The organism is Phenylobacterium sp., assembly GCF_031984885.1.
GTDB lineage: Bacteria > Pseudomonadota > Alphaproteobacteria > Caulobacterales > Caulobacteraceae > Phenylobacterium.
Genome location: NZ_DAMABV010000005.1, coordinates 212,621 through 227,042, shown reverse-complemented (window position 1 = coordinate 227,042; position 14,422 = coordinate 212,621). Strand labels below are relative to the sequence as shown.

At 67.3% G+C, this 14,422-nt stretch carries 13 protein-coding genes; 8 read left to right on the top strand and 5 right to left on the bottom strand.

Annotation, left to right across the window (positions count from 1 at the left end):
• The first annotated feature begins 173 nt into the window (after positions 1–173).
• Positions 174–2,570: a hypothetical protein gene (locus tag RTL41_RS10045; RefSeq protein ID WP_312163911.1), complete on the top strand. Its 2,397-nt coding sequence runs from the start codon at positions 174–176 to the stop codon at positions 2,568–2,570.
• A gap of 283 nt (positions 2,571–2,853) precedes the next feature.
• On the opposite strand, the gene RTL41_RS10040 is transcribed toward RTL41_RS10045, so the two are convergent.
• Entirely contained in the window at positions 2,854–3,912 is a 1,059-nt protein-coding gene (locus RTL41_RS10040; protein ID WP_312163909.1) for a M23 family metallopeptidase, read from the bottom strand.
• 51 nt (positions 3,913–3,963) lie between these two features.
• Entirely contained in the window at positions 3,964–4,683 is a 720-nt protein-coding gene (locus RTL41_RS10035; protein ID WP_312163907.1) for a sulfotransferase domain-containing protein, read from the bottom strand.
• Between the two features lie 161 nt (positions 4,684–4,844).
• Between RTL41_RS10035 and RTL41_RS10030 the strand changes: the two genes are divergently transcribed.
• Genes RTL41_RS10030 through RTL41_RS10000 form a run of 7 tightly spaced genes read left to right on the top strand, consistent with a single transcriptional unit; the run spans position 4,845 to position 10,530 of the window.
• A complete protein-coding gene (locus RTL41_RS10030) occupies positions 4,845–5,612 on the top strand; it encodes a CmcI family methyltransferase (protein WP_312163904.1) in 768 nt (255 codons plus the stop codon).
• 2 nt (positions 5,613–5,614) lie between these two features.
• Complete coding sequence (gene rfbF, locus RTL41_RS10025; RefSeq protein WP_312163902.1) at positions 5,615–6,388, top strand: glucose-1-phosphate cytidylyltransferase; 774 nt, start codon at positions 5,615–5,617, stop codon at positions 6,386–6,388.
• Entirely contained in the window at positions 6,370–7,443 is a 1,074-nt protein-coding gene (rfbG, locus tag RTL41_RS10020) for a CDP-glucose 4,6-dehydratase (RefSeq protein ID WP_312163900.1), read from the top strand. The genes rfbF and rfbG overlap by 19 nt, the downstream gene beginning before the upstream one ends.
• Entirely contained in the window at positions 7,443–8,684 is a 1,242-nt protein-coding gene (locus RTL41_RS10015) for a class I SAM-dependent methyltransferase (protein WP_312163897.1), read from the top strand. The genes rfbG and RTL41_RS10015 overlap by 1 nt, the downstream gene beginning before the upstream one ends.
• Positions 8,684–9,220: a dTDP-4-dehydrorhamnose 3,5-epimerase gene (gene rfbC, locus RTL41_RS10010; protein WP_312163894.1), complete on the top strand. Its 537-nt coding sequence runs from the start codon at positions 8,684–8,686 to the stop codon at positions 9,218–9,220. Before RTL41_RS10015 ends, rfbC begins: the two co-directional genes overlap by 1 nt.
• A 9-nt stretch (positions 9,221–9,229) precedes the next feature.
• Positions 9,230–9,721 carry an acyltransferase gene (locus RTL41_RS10005; RefSeq protein WP_312163891.1) on the top strand — a complete coding sequence of 164 codons (492 nt, stop codon included), beginning with the start codon at positions 9,230–9,232 and terminating at the stop codon, positions 9,719–9,721.
• Positions 9,718–10,530: an SDR family oxidoreductase gene (locus tag RTL41_RS10000; RefSeq protein WP_312163888.1), complete on the top strand. Its 813-nt coding sequence runs from the start codon at positions 9,718–9,720 to the stop codon at positions 10,528–10,530. The genes RTL41_RS10005 and RTL41_RS10000 overlap by 4 nt, the downstream gene beginning before the upstream one ends.
• Here RTL41_RS10000 and RTL41_RS09995 read toward each other — a convergent pair.
• The 3 genes from RTL41_RS09995 to RTL41_RS09985 all read right to left on the bottom strand — a co-directional run bounded on the left by RTL41_RS09995 (position 10,527) and on the right by RTL41_RS09985 (position 14,376).
• Complete coding sequence (locus tag RTL41_RS09995; protein WP_312163885.1) at positions 10,527–12,836, bottom strand: tetratricopeptide repeat protein; 2,310 nt, start codon at positions 12,834–12,836, stop codon at positions 10,527–10,529. The two genes, RTL41_RS10000 and RTL41_RS09995, sit on opposite strands and share 4 nt — an antisense overlap.
• Before the next feature lie 121 nt (positions 12,837–12,957).
• Positions 12,958–13,224, bottom strand: coding sequence for a SemiSWEET transporter (locus RTL41_RS09990; protein WP_312163883.1), 267 nt, complete (start codon positions 13,222–13,224; stop codon positions 12,958–12,960).
• A gap of 99 nt (positions 13,225–13,323) precedes the next feature.
• Entirely contained in the window at positions 13,324–14,376 is a 1,053-nt protein-coding gene (locus RTL41_RS09985) for a sulfate ABC transporter substrate-binding protein (RefSeq protein WP_312163880.1), read from the bottom strand.
• Positions 14,377–14,422: the final 46 nt, after the last annotated feature.

Sequence of the window (14,422 nt, the reverse complement as noted above, 5' to 3'; positions counted from 1 at the left end):
ACCCGTTTTTGGTGTTGCGCATCAGCCGCGGTTCCGATACGCATTCCTCGGGCTCGTTTAACCTTCGCCACGACCTTGTTGTGACCGACGGCTAGGACCGCTGGGACCGCTCCATATTGGAATATGGTGGCCAGGCGTTTCGGGGGTCCATGTGACACAGACTGGAGAGAAGCATGGCTGAATTCATCTTCGAAACCGCGACGCAGGCGGAGGTTGACGCCTTCACTGCCGCGGACACCCTGAAGTTCTCGACCCCCGGCGCGAATGCGTCGCAGGTGGTCGTGGCCTTCACCAACAATCCGTGGCCGGACGAACTGCACACCGCCACGCTGACCTATGGCGGCAAGTCGCTGGTGTTTCCGGCGGCGTTCGTGGATCGCTCTATCGCCTTCGACGATGGTTCGGTCCTGTTCGTCGGCGGTTACGCGGCTGGCACGGGCAACGACTCGCTGCTCGGCACCTCGGTGGCCGATGGCCTCTGGGGCAATGACGGCGACGACAACTTCGACGGCGACGCCGGTAACGACCTGATCCAGGGCAACAAGGGCAACGACACCCTGCTCGGCGGCACTGGTAACGACTCGCTGTATGGCGGCCAGGACAACGACGTCATCAACGGTCAGTCCGGCGACGACTTCGTTCAAGGCAACATGGGTAACGACAACCTGTCGGGCGGTCTCGGCAACGACACCGTGCTCGGTGGACAGGGCAACGACGTCGTCAATGGCGACGAAGGTAATGACTATCTTAGCGGTGACCTTGGCGACGACACGATCGATGGTGGCGCTGGCAATGACATCGCTCTCGGTGGTGACGGCAATGACTCGATCAATGGCGGCGCTGGCAACGACTCGATCGATGGTGGTGCTGGCAACGACTTGATCGACGGCAGCTCTGGTAACGACACGATCTTCGGCGGAGCGGGTAACGACACCATCACCAGCGGCGATGGCCTCAATGTGGTGAATGGTAACGCTGGCGACGATGTCATCACCGGTGGTTCCGAAAGCGACACGCTGTCGGGCGGCCAAGGCGCGGACGTGATCAATGCTGGTGCTGGTGCCGACTGGGTGGCCGGTAATATTGGCGATGATACGATCGATGGTGGTGACGGCAACGACACCCTGCTCGGCGGTCAGGACAACGATCTAATCACCGGCGGTGCGGGTAACGACCTGATCAACGGCGATTTGGGTAATGACACCCTGGACGGCGGTACGGGTAACGACACCGTGTCGGGTGGTGATGGCAACGACTACATCACCAACGCCTCTGGCAACGACAACATCTATGGTGGAGCTGGCAACGACACCGTTGTTGGCGGTGCCAACGCTGACAAGATCAGCGGTGACGACGGTAACGACAGCCTGAACGGCGGCGCTGGTAACGACGAGATCGCTGGCGGGGCGGGCAACGACACCCTGGTGGGCGATGCCGGCAACGACAGCCTGCAAGGTAATGACGGCGACGACATTATCGACCTCGCCACCAACGCTAACGCGACCGAATCGAACGCCGCTCTCGGCGGTGCCGGTAACGACACCATCACTGGCGGCATCGGCAACGATACCATCGACGGTGGAGCCGGCGCTGACGTCCTCGTTGGTGGTGACGGTACTGACCTGATCTCCGGTGGTGAGGATAACGACACCATCACCGGCGGTGCCACTGGTGCGGCTACCCTCAGCGGCGATGCTGGCAACGACACTATCGTCCTCAACGCCGGCGGCGTCGCGCTCGGCGGTGAAGGAAACGATAATATCACCGGCAGCACGGCTGCGGACATCATCTCGGGCGGTGAAGGCAACGACACCATCGTGGGTGGCGGCGGTTCCGACACCATCAACGGTGATGGCGGCAACGACACCATCACCCTCGGAACTAGTGCCGGCACGGTCCTTGGCGGTGAAGGCAACGATAACATTACCGGTAGCTCGGCCGCTGATAACCTGTCGGGTGGTGAAGGTAACGACACCATCGTTGGCGGCGGCGGTGCCGACACGATCAACGGTGATGCTGGCAATGACAGCATTACTCTCGGCACTGGCAATGGCGTTGTCTTCGGTGGTGAGGGTAACGACACCATCACCGGCAATGCTGGCGACGATCAGCTGTCGGGTGGTGCTGGCAACGATGTCATCGTTGGCGGTGCTGGTACCGACACCATCAGCGGCGGCGCGGGGGCTGATACCCTCACCGGTGGTGCTGATGATGACCGGTTCGTCTTCGCGGCGGGTGACTCCTCGGCGACGGCGACGAGCGATGCGACCGTGGATGTCATCACGGACTTCGACACCGGGGCGGACACCATCGCTCTTGGCGTGGTTGGCGCTGCCGGTAACTTCGATGTGCAGACCGGCCTGAGCTATGCCGACGCCTATGCGGCGGCGAAGGTTCTGATCGAAGCGACCGACCCGACCAACCGCGACATCGTCGCCGTCACCGTGGGTGGGGATACGTATGTCTTCGCCGACAGCGGCAACAACAACTCGATCAGCACGGTGATCAAGCTGACGGGTGTTGACGCTTACAACAATGGCGATCTCGTCTTCGGCGACTTCGTCGCCTAAGCTCGATAAGCAAACTTAGAATTGGAGCCGCCTCGAAAGGGGCGGCTCTTTTTCTTTGGGCGTAGAACTGCGCGCTGATCGCGGGAGATCGGGCGTGTGGAGTGAAGAGCTGCTCAAACGAAATTGGGCGGCGAAGAGAATCTTCGCCGCCCAATCGTGAATACACAGCCATGGAGAGCTTGGCCGACTTCTCAGCCTAATGCGTAGCGGCCTTCGGGCAAAGCGCTCCTGAGCCTTCTCGCGCGATCTAACGAACTTGTGAGTGAACCGTGTTACTGGACGCTCAATCTCCAAGACGCGTCGAAAAGCGTTGGCGAAGGACGGTCTCGCCGTTCCGCCTGACGACATAGTTCGCCTGGTACTCACCCGCCGGCCAGGGGGCGGCGCCCGCACGTTTGCCCACGAACGCCATGTACTGCGCCTTGGCCCGGTCCAGTGGCGGCTGGGCGCCGGTGGCCACCTGCCGTCCATCCGGGCCGATGATCGTCAGCTCCTGAACGTCGCCGCCATGCAGATTGATCGCCCGCACATAGGCGATCAGCATCGGTGACGTGCTCGACGGGGGCTTGATCCCGCCCGCCTCGATCGCCTCCATTGAGACGGGCGCATCGGCGAAGCCGGCGTTGAGCACCGCGCCCGGCTTGTAGCTCATCGCCTGCGCCGCCGCCGCGGTCCACATGCCGCGCCCTCCCGCGCCTGCGTCACAGGCGCCAGCCGCCGAACCCGGCGAGAACGGATCGATCATCGTTCCATTATGTCGGACTGTGACGTGGACGTGCGGATACTCCGTGTTGCCGGACAGGCCGATGCTCGCCAGCGGTTGGCCGGCGGCGACCTGGTCGCCGACCGCCACTTTGAGGCTGCCCTTGGCCAGGTGGCAGTATTGCGTCTCCCAGCCCTCGCCGTGGTCGATGACCACGCCGTTGCCGCACTCCTGGCCGTTGAGCGCCGCTGCGCCGGGCGACTTGACCGAGACGTCGGCGACGCCGTCGCGAAGCCGTGCGACACGGCCGGGGGCGGCCGCCAGCACCGCGACCCCGGCGCGCTGCGCGCCCATGTCCAGGATCCGGATATCGACGCCGCCATGGCCGTCATAGGTGTTGCTGCCGCAGCGGAAGTCCTTCGCGCCCGGCCCCGCATCATGATCGACGTAGTTCTGGACCTCGCAGGTCCGCCCGATCGTGCAGGCGACGGGAAAGGCGAGCTGGGGACCGGCCGGCCGCGCCTCGGGGGCCTGGGCGCTGGGCGCCGCCGGCGGCCGGACGGGGTCCGCGCCGGCCGCGTCGCCGCCAGGGGAACATGCGGCCATGGCGCCGGCCAGGATGAGCGGGGCGTGCTTCAAGGGGCTTCTCCTCTTCCCAAGGTCGCCACACGAGGGGGCGCTAATGTGGCGTCACCAGAACGAGACGCCGGTCAGCCGCGCCAGCCGCGCCATGTCCTCGGCATAGATCTCCCGCAGATAGCTCACGTCCTCGCCGGCCAGTGCGCCGCCGACGTCCTGGCCTACATGAACGTTCCGATGCTCGACCGGGGCCGGCGCCGGGGCGCCCAGAAAGTCGCTCACGCGCCCCAGCGCCGTGTTCGGATCGCGCCGCAGATCGTCCGCCTGCAGCAGAAGAACCTGCTCACGCGGAAAGAGGCCGTAGAGCCGCTCGATCTGCTCGCCGTAGAAGCCGCGCTCGACATACGAGAATTCACGATGCGCGCCCCACGGCTCGGCGTCGAACAGCCGCCGCCGGCCCTGCCGGATGCACCAGGAAAACGGCTGCATCTCGGCTCCGCGCGAAGTCTCCATGCGCCAGTGCGACCAGGCCCGCTCCACCGGATCGCGTAGCATGACGATCAGCCGCACGTCCGAATTGTAGGCGGCGATCCGCTCCAGGCACCGCGGCCAGTAGAGGTAGATCGGCGTCGCCTCGCCCCGGATCGCCTCGCCCGTCCAGTCGAACTGGGCGTGATAAGGTTCATAGTCCGGCGCAGCCCAGTCCACCGACTCGTCGTCGAAGAAATGCACTTCCTTCGTCGCCGAGAGCGCGTAGGCCGGAATGTCGGACAGATAGTCGAACAGCGCAGTCGTTCCCGCCTTCTGCACGCCGGCGATGATGAAGTTCACTCGTGACGCCAAACCGGACCCCCAAATCCACGCCGCCGCCAGCGGCCGGCCCTTGGATACGGCTTCATCGCGTAAACGACACGAGATAATAGAGACATCATTCCGCGATCGGGAATCGTGGGCTATCCCATCGCCGACGCATAGCTGAAGGGCCTGAGAGCTTGATCACCACCATCGACGAAGAGCGCGGCGAGGTCATCGTCAGGAACGGCGAGACCGAGGTTCGTCACAGCCTGGCGAGCGCCGAAGGCTTCGCGGCGGCGTCCAAGGCCTGGCTGCGCGCCACCTGGGACTCCAAATACGTCTATTCGTTCGCCTGGATGGGACGACCGATCATCCAACTGCCGGAGGACATGATCCGCCTGCAGGAGGTGATCTACGCCCTCCAGCCCGACGTCCTGGTGGAAACCGGCGTCGCCCACGGCGGCTCGCTGATCTTCTACGCCTCGCTGTTCGAAGCCATGGGCAAGGGCCGCGTCGTCGGCGTCGACATCGAGATCCGCCCGCACAACCGCGCCGCCATCGAAGCCCATCCGATGAAGAAGCGCATCGAGCTGATCGAGGGCTCCTCGACGGCGCCCGAAGTGCTCGACCAGGTGAAGGCGCTGATCAAGCCGGGCGAGAAGGTGCTGGTGGTCCTCGATTCCAACCACACCCACGCCCACGTGCTGGAAGAACTCCGCCTCTACGGCGAGTTGATCGAGGTCGGCTCCTACGTCGTGGCCACCGACGGCATCATGGCCCAGGTCAAGGGCGGCCCGCGCACCGCCGACGACTGGGACTGGAACAACCCGCAAAAGGCGGTCCACGATTTCGTGGCGCAGGACAAGCGCTTCATCGTCGAGGAGCCGGCCTTCCCGTTCAACGAGGGCATGGTGACCGAGCGCGTGACCTACTGGCCGGACGCCTTCGTCAAGCGGATCGCCTGACGATGAAGGTCGTCCTGCTCGCCGGCGGGCTCGGCACCCGTATCTCCGAGGAAAGCCACCTCAAGCCCAAGCCGATGATCGAGATCGGCGGGCGGCCGATCCTCTGGCACATCATGAAGCTGTACTCGCACTACGGCTTCAACGACTTCATCGTCTGCCTCGGCTACAAGGGCTATGTGGTGAAGGAGTATTTCGCCAACTACGTCCTGCACAACGCCGACCTGACCGTCGATCTGGCCAAGGGGGCGCTGGAGTATCACGCCACCAATCACGAGCCCTGGCGCGTCACCCTGGTCGACACCGGGGCGGAGACCATGACCGGCGGGCGGCTCAAGCGCGTCGCACAATATCTGGATCCGGACGAGCCCTTCTGCCTGACCTACGGCGACGGGGTCAGCGACATCGACCTGGGCGCCCTGGTCGAGTTCCACAAGGCGCATGGCAAGCAGGCGACGGTCAGCGCCGTCTCCCCGCCCGGCCGGTTCGGCGCGCTGGAGATCATCGACGGCGCCGTCCAGCGGTTCATCGAGAAGCCGCCGGGCGACAACGGCCTGATCAACGGCGGCTTCTTCGTGCTGCAGCCGCAGGTCATCGAGCGCATCAAGGACGACTCGACCGTCTGGGAGCTGGAGCCGCTGGAAGGCCTGGCCCGCGAAGGCCAGTTGATGGCCCGTCCGCACGACGGCTTCTGGGCGGCGATGGACACCCTGCGCGACAAGAATACGCTCGAAGCCCTGTGGGCGTCGGGCGAGGCGCCTTGGCGGCTCTGGAAGTGACGCGGCCCAATCCGGATTTCTGGGCCGGCAAGCGTGTCCTGCTGACCGGCCATACCGGCTTCAAGGGGTCCTGGGCGGCGGCGTGGCTGGCCCAGATGGGCGCGCAGGTCACCGGCCTGGCGCTGGCGCCCGACCAGACCCCGGCCCTGTTCGATCAGGCGGGGATCGCCGGCCTCGTGGATTCGCACGTCGTCGACCTGCGCGACCAGGCCGCCGTCGAGGCCCTGGTCGGCGCACGGGCCTTCGACCTGGTGCTGCACATGGCCGCCCAGCCGATCGTGCGCGCCTCGATCGAGGATCCGGTCGCCACCTTCGCCGCCAACGTCATGGGCACGGCGCATCTGCTGCAGGCGCTGCGCGGCCAGGCTGGGCTCAAGGCCGCCCTGGCGATCACCTCCGACAAGGTCTACGCCAACAACGAGCAGGGGCGGGCGTTCCAGGAAGGCGACGCCCTGGGCGGCAAGGATCCGTATTCGGCGTCCAAGGCCGCGGCCGAGATCGTCACCCAGAGCTTCGCCCGCAGCTTCTTCGACAAGGCCGGCGTGCCGCTGGCCACGGCGCGGGGCGGCAATGTCATCGGCGGCGGCGACTTCTCGCGCGACCGGCTGGTGGCCGACATCGTCCGCGCCGGCCAGGCGCAGGCGGTGACGGTGCTGCGCCACCCGGAGGCCACGCGCCCCTGGCAGCACGTGCTGGACTGCGTCGCCGGCTACCTCGTCTATCTCGAGCGGCTGGCGACGGACCCTGCGGCCCCGCGCGCCCTGAACTTCGGTCCGCGTCCCGGCGGCCCGGAAGTCACGGTCGGCGAACTCGCCACCCGCGCCACTGAGGCCCTGGGCGCCAAGCCCTGGCGCCACGAGCCCGACCCCAATTCGCTGGAGGCCAAGGCCCTCGGCATCGACGCCAGCCTGGCCCGCCAGGCGCTGGGCTTCGAAAGCCGCCTGGACGCGCCCGCCGCCGTCGACTGGACCATGGACTGGTATCGCGCCCAGGCCGAGGGCGGCGACGCCCTTGGCCTCGTCCGCGACCAGATCTCGCGCTACGAAAGCCTTTGATGACTGTTCCCGCCTGCCGCTTCTGCCGTGCGCCGCTGACCCAGACCTTCCTGGACCTGGGCGAGCAGCCGCTGGCCAATTCCTACCTGACCAAGGCTCAACTGGAGTCGGGGAAGGAAGGCTTCTATCCGCTGCACACCCGCGTCTGCGGCGACTGCTTCCTGGTCCAGGCCGATGATCCCGTCGCCGCCGACGCCATCTTCGACGAGGGCTACGCCTACTTCTCGGCCTATTCCGAGAGCTGGGTGGCGCACGCCAAGCGCTATGCGGAGGCGATGGCCGGCCGGTTCGGGCTGGGGCCGCAGTCGCTGGTGGTCGAGGTCGCCTCGAACGACGGCTACCTGCTGCAGCATTTCAAGGCCATGGGCGTGCCCGTGCTGGGGATCGAGCCGACCGCCAACACCGCCGAGGTCGCGGTCAAGGAGCGCGGCGTTCCGACCGAGGTCGCGTTCTTCAACGACGCCACCGGGCGCGAGCTGAAGGCGCGGGGCGTGGCCGCCGACCTGATGGCCGGCAACAACGTCCTGGCCCACGTTCCCGACATCGGCGACTTCGTGGCCGGCTTCCAGCACGTGCTGAAGCCGCAGGGCGTGCTGACCTTCGAGTTCCCGCATCTGCTGAACCTGATCGAGAAGGTGCAGTTCGACACCATCTATCACGAGCACTATTCGTACCTGTCGCTGCTGGCGGTCGAGAAGGTGCTGCGCGCCAACGGCCTGAGGCCGTTCGACGTCGAACTGCTGGCGACCCATGGCGGGTCGCTGCGGCTGTTCTGCGCCCACGAGGCGTCGGATCATCAGGAAACCCAGGCCCTGCGGGACCTGCGCGCCCGCGAGCACGCCGCCCGCCTCGACCAGCCGGCCGGCTACGAGGGCTTCGCCGCCCGCGTGGAGGAGGTCCGCCGCGGCTTCCTCGATTTCCTCGCCAAGGCGAAGGCGCAGGGCAAGAGCGTCGCCGCCTATGGCGCGGCGGCCAAGGGCAACACCTTCCTGAACTACGCCCGCGTCACCCCGCAGGACATCGTGGCGGTGTTCGACGCCAACCCGCACAAGCAGGACCGCTTCCTGCCGGGCACCCATATCCCGATCCACGCCCCGGCCGCGATCGCCGACTTCAAGCCGGACTATGTGGTCATCCTGCCCTGGAACCTGAAGGACGAGATCATGGGCCAACTGGCCTATATCCGCGACTGGGGCGGGCAGTTCGTGACCGCCTCGCCGGACACCACGGTCGTCGGCTGATGCGCTTTGCGGCGACCGAGATCGACGGCGTCGTGATCGTCGACCTGGACCTGATGAGCGATGCGCGCGGCGCCTTCGCGCGTCTGCATTGCCCGCAGGAGTTCGCCGCCGCCGGCCATCCCTTCGTTCCCCAGCAGACCAGCCTGTCGCGCAACGCCCGGGCCGGCACGCTGCGCGGCATGCACTACGAGGCGGCGCCCCACGAGGAGGCCAAGCTGGTGCGGGTCGTCCGTGGACGGATCTTCGACGTCGCCGTCGACCTGCGGCCCGACAGCCCGACCTACCGCCGCTGGACCGGAACCGAGCTTTCCGCCGACAACGGCCGCGCCCTGCTGATCGGCAAGGGTATGGCGCATGGCTTCATCACGCTGGAGGACGACACCGACGTCCTCTACCAGATCGACCGCATCTTCGAGCCCGGCCATGGCCGTGGCGTGCGCTGGAACGACCCGGCGTTCGGGATCGCATGGCCGGGCAGCCCGCTGGTGATCTCGGAGCGGGATGCGGGCTATGCCGACCACGACGCGGCCCCCTAGACTGAGGCCATGCTCGACATCGACCCCACCGCCAAGATCTCGCCGCTCGCCGACATCGAACCTTCGGCTCGCGGCACGCTGATGCGCATCGGGGCGCGGACGATGGTCGACGCCTTCGTGAAGATCAAACCCGCCGGCGGCATGGGCGAGCTGGTCATCGGCGAAGATTGCGCGATCAATTCCGGGACCGTGATCTACACCGGCAACGGCGTGAAGCTGGGCGACGGCGTGCTCATCGCCGCCAACTGCACCCTGGCGCCGACCAACCATGCCTTCGGCGACCGTTCCCGCCGGATCCGCGACCAGGGCTTCCTGCCGTCCAAGGGCGGCATCGTCATCGGCGACGACGTCTGGCTGGGGGCCAACGTGGTGGTGCTGGACGGCGCAGATATCGGAACCGGTTGCGTCGTGGCCGCCGGCGCGGTGGTGCGCGGCAAGCTGGAGCCCTATTCGATCTATGCCGGCGTTCCGGCCCAGCGTGTCGGCGCGCGCGGCGAATGACGCGCTACACGGTCATCGGCGCAGGCGGTTTCATCGGCTCGCGGCTGGTCGCGGCCCTGACCGCGCGGGGCGAGGAGGTCCATGGCCCGGCCCGGGGTGACCCAGGGCTCTTCGGCCGGGATCTCGGCCGGGTCTTCTACTGCGCCGGCCTCACTGGCGACTTCATGATCCGCCCGTTCGACACGGTCGAGGCCCATGTCGGCCTGCTGACCCAGTTGCTGCGCGACGCGTCTTTCGAGCGGCTGATCTATCTGTCCTCGACCCGGGTCTATGACAGCCTCGGCGCCCGCGGCGGCAAGGAGAGCGACATCCTCGAGTTCGACGTCGCCGCGCCGCGCAACGTCTATGACCTCTCCAAGGCGCTGGGCGAGAACCTCTGCCTGGCCCGCTCGGGCGGCCGCGCCGCCGTCGCCCGGCTGGCCAATGTCTTCGACTGGACCGACGACGCCGGCGGCTTCCTCTCCGACCTGCTCAAGCGGGCGCGGCGGGAGAAGGTGATGACTCTGGACAGCTCGCCCCTGGCCGGCCGCGACTACATCCATGCCGACGACGTCATCGCCGCCCTGCTGGCCATGGACGCGCAGGACACGGACGGGATCGTCAATGTCGCGCGGGGGGAGGCGATCTCGAACGGCGACGTCGCCGCGGTCCTGGCCCAGGCCGGCTGGACGCTGAACCTCACCGGCCAGGGCGCTCCGCACGGGCCGGTCTGCGACGTCGCCCGGCTTCACGGCCTGGGCGTCGCGCCGCGCGACGTGCGCGCGGTGATCGCCGGGGCGCTCAGCGACCCCGGCTTCTTCATCGGCTAGGCGGCGATCTTGCCGCTGGCGCGCGCCCGGCTGATCGCGCCCTCCAGCATCTCGTAGAAGTCGGCGGCGAACTGCCGGGTCTGGCCCAGCGGGCTGGCCTTCAGCATGCCGCGCAGCCCGGTGCGCAGGGTCGCGCGGCGATCGTGATCGCCCGCCAGGCGCAGCGCGATCTCCACGAACTCGTCGGGCGTGCGCGCGCACAGGTCGCCGAGCCCCGCATTGACGAGAATGGAGTAGCTCAGCCGCTCGAACATCGCCTCGCCGACCAGGCTGACGGTCGGCACGCCCATCCACAGCGCCTCGCAGGTGGTGGTGCCGCCGGTCTGCGGGAAGGTGTCCAGCGCGATGTCGATCTCGTTGTAGAACGGCATGTGCGCGCCGCGGACGTCCTCGAACCGAACGCGCTCGGCGCCCACGCCCTCGGCGGCGAACAGTTCCAGCATGTTCCGGCGGAAGGTCGGGGCGCCGCCCTCCGGGCGGACGAACAGGAACTGGGCGTTCTCGACCGAAGCGGTCACCCGCGCCCAGGTCCGCACCATCTCGCGGCTGTACTTGTAGGGGTTGTTGGCGGTGCCGAAGGTCAGGAAGCCCTTGCGCTGCTGGGGCGTGCCTTCGGTGATCGGGCGTTCGGGGAACGCCTGCTCGCCCATGGCGATCCAGCTCTTGGGCATCAGCAGCGGCTCCTCGATCAGCAGGTCGCGGCTGGTCGGCGCCACGTAGGGATCGAGGATCAGGTGGTCGATGGTCTCCAGGCCGGCCGAGTGCGGATAGCCGAGCCAACTGGCCTGCAGCGGGGCTGGCTTGAAGCCCATGACGCCCAGCTTGTTCATATGGGTCGAGCCGCCGAGCTCGATCAGCATGTCGAGCTGGTCGTTGGCGATCATCTGGGCCGCGTCGCGGTCGCCGATGTCCTTCTCCCACCGGAAGACGTCGACACAGGCGGCGATCCGCGCCTGGGTGGCGTCCACCGTGTCGCCCTGGAAGAACGAATAGCAATAGACCTCGAACCGGTCGCGATCGAGGTGCTCGAACAGCGGCATCGCGAAATAGGCGACCGGGTGGTTGCGCAGGTCCGACGACATGAAGCCGATCCGGAACTTGCCGTTCTCAGGCCGCGGCGCGGGCCGCTCGATCGGCCAGCGCTTGACCGCGTCGGCGACCAGGCGGCCCCAGATGCGGTGCATCTCCACCAGCTCCAGGCGGTCCTCGTCGCTGGTGATGCGGGCCAGATGGCCCAGCAGCGCCGTATGCTTGCCGTTGCCGGCCCACTTGCGCCCGACCTCCGAGAAGCTGCCGAGCTTGGCGGCCGAGTCGTAGTCGCCCAGGCGGATGAGGACCTCCAGCGCGACCTTCAGGCTGGACGGCGTCAGCCTGATGTCCGGGGTCAGCGCCTCCTTCAGAAGCTGGTAGGCGCGTTCGAGATGCTCGGCCTCGACGCCGTGGCGCGAGCGGCCGAGGCTTTCGATCAGGGCGATCCGGTAGTCCAGGTTGTCGGGCGCCAGCCTGACCGCGGTCTGCATGTGCTCGTTGCCGCGCCTGCGGTCGTAGTCGCTGATGACGCCGCCGAGCTGGTGGTGCAGCCAGGGCTTGTCCTCGTAGCGGTCGCGCAGCGAAATGAGATAGGCCTCGGCGTCGCGCAGGCGGCCGGAGCGGCGCAGGGCGGTGGTCCGCGCCTCGTGCAGACGCATCTCGTCCGGCAGGACGGCGAGCGCCTGGTCGGTCACCTCGAGCGCTTCGGGATAGCCCTTCCTGTCGGCGGCGACGGCGGCCAGGTCCAGCCAGGCGTCGACGAGATCCGGCTTGAACTTCAGGGCCAGGTTGAGGCGCATCTGCGCCTTCTCCAGGTCGCCGGAGAACCAGTAGGCGCGTCCGAGGTTGCGCTGCAGCTCGGCGGAGTTCGGCTGCAGCCGGACCAGCTTGGTGAAAACCTCCACCGCCGCGGGGCCGTTGCGCATGTCGTTGTAGACGTTGCCGCGGTTGCTGAGCGCCGAGGTGTTCTTCGGGTTCAGTTTCTCGGCGACGCGGAACGCCTTGATCGCCTCGTCGAAGTTCTTCGCCCGGCGGTGGGAAACGCCCAGCATGTTCCAGAGGTCGTAGTCCTTGGGATAGAGCTCGACGCCGGCCGCGGCCCATCGGCCCATCTGCTCGACGCGGCCGTGACGGAAAAGGATCGTGGTGAAATTGCGGTAGAGCCCGACGGGGGCCTTCGGATCGATTGCGAGTTCGGCCTCGATGAGGCGAACGCCCTCGTTGACGTCACCGGCCTTCAGCGCGGCTTCGGCGGGAGCGAATCTATCAAGCGACATCAAGACATCCTGTCGCGCCGGCGGCGGCCGCGCGGGTAGCGGTTTGGCGAAGCGGTCTTGGACGACGCGCGGAGCGCAAGCAATCTAGTGACCCCCGCCCCCGGCGCCAACTATGCCGCGCTTATCCGTCGCGGAAGCGCCATTTCAGCGCCAGCATGATCGCCGACAGTCCCAGGCAGACGGCGTTGGAGCCGATCACCGGCCAACTGGCGGTCAAGACGCCGTAGATCGTCCAGAGCGTGAACCCCGTCACGGTGACCGCGTACATCCGCAGGCTGATGGCCGAGGCGTCCTTCTCGCGCCAGGTCTTGATGATCTGCGGCGTGAAGCTGGCCATCGAGCAGAGCGCCGCGGCCGAGCCGACGATGTCGGGGAGGTGGAGGGCCATGGGCGCACAACGGCCCGCCGCGGCCGAGGTTGCGCGCATGAAGAAGGGCGCGGAGCCAAAGCCCCGCGCCCTGGTTCGCGACGATCCCCGTGGGAAGGATCAGCGCGGCTTGTAGATCTTGTCGAAGACGCCGCCGTCGCCGAAGTGCAGCGCCTGGGCCTTCTTCCAGCCGCCGAAGGTGTCGTCGATGGTGACGAGCGGGATCTTCGGGAACTTCTGGGCCCACTTGGCCGCCGCCGCCGGATCGCGCGGACGGTAGTGGTGCTTGCCGATCAGGTCCTGGGCCAGCGGGCTGTAGAGGAAGTTCAGATAGCCCTCGGCGATGGTGCGGGTCTTCTTGCGGTCGACGACCTTGTCGATCAGCGTCACCGGCGGCTCGGCCAGGATCGAGACCGACGGGTAGACGATGTCCACCTTGCCCGGGCCGAGTTCCTCGATCGCCAGATAGGCTTCGTTCTCCCACGACAGCAGCACGTCGCCGATGCCGCGCTGGACGAAGGTGGTGGTCGAGCCGCGCGCCCCGGTGTCGAGCACCGGTACGTGCTTGAACAGCTCGCCGACGAAGGCCTCGGCCTTGGCGGCGTCGCCGCCCGGCTGGCGCAGGGCCCAGGCCCAGGCCGCCAGATAGTTCCAGCGCGCCCCGCCCGAGGTCTTCGGATTGGGCGTGATCACGTCGACGCCGGGTTTGATCAGGTCGCCCCAGTCCTTGATCTTCCAGGGGTTCCCCTTGCGGACCAGGAACACGATGGTCGAGGTGTAGGGCGTGGAGTTGTTGGGCAGGCGCGACTGCCAGTTGGCCGGCAGCAGCTTGGACTTGGCGGCGATCTCGTCGATGTCGCTGGCCAGCGCCAGGGTGACGACGTCGGCCTGCAGGCCGTCGATCACCGAACGGGCCTGCTTGCCCGATCCGCCGTGGCTCTGCTGGATCACCAGGTCCTGGCCGACCTTGTCCTTCCAGTACTTGGCGTAGGCGACGTTGATGTCCTTGTAGAGCTCGCGGGTGGGGTCGTAGCTGACGTTCAGCAGCGTGACGGCCTTGGCCTGGGCGGCGGCGGGGCCGGCCAGCAGGGCCGGCGCGGCTGCGGCCGCGGCGCCGGCGGTCCCGGCGGCGAGCACGCCGCGGCGGGAGGGGTCTTGGCGGTTCTGGCTCATGGATCGAGGTCCTTGTTCTTCGGTCTCGTGCGCGGGCTGACGTGGC